The 480-nt window shown below is 31.2% G+C and carries 1 protein-coding gene; it reads right to left on the bottom strand.

All coding sequences use genetic code 11. The annotated features are described in order from the left end of the window. Window positions 1–480 (bottom strand): hypothetical protein (locus ACWIX0_RS14155; RefSeq protein ID WP_454174611.1); only part of this gene is annotated, 480 nt, incomplete at both ends.

Here is a 480-nt window from a genome sequence, read left to right as displayed (position 1 = left end):
CCCTGCTACGCTTCCACCTAGCACACCTCCTCCTAAAGTCGCGTTTGCGTGGTAAATGTTTGGATTGCTAGAATCAAATGTGCCTTTGTTGTCAATGGCTTTGATTTGATTGCTATCAAAGACGACATATTCATCGCCGTTTTTTATGCCATCATAGCCATTTTTTATAAGATTATCTTTGATTTTATCGGCTGCTTCTTTTTCATTATAAGCTCTTGGAAAATGTATCGTGCTTGCTTTTCTAGTAATATCATCATCTAAATATTTTTGCGCTTCTTTTTGTATTTTTGGCGTAATTATTTTTTTTAATTCTGCTCCGTTATAAGATTTCCATTTTCCATCTTTTTTTACGCTCCATAAAAAATTAACTACACTTATATCTACTTCATCAGCGTTTAGTTCTTTTTTTACAAAATCTTCTAATTCTGCAATTTTTTCATTGTTTTTTGCTTCTATTTCAAAATTTTTATTAAAAATCTT

This window comes from Helicobacter sp. T3_23-1059 (assembly GCF_053654515.1).
The sequence above is the reverse complement of the archived record's forward strand: the minus strand, read 5'-3'. Positions and strand labels throughout refer to the sequence as shown.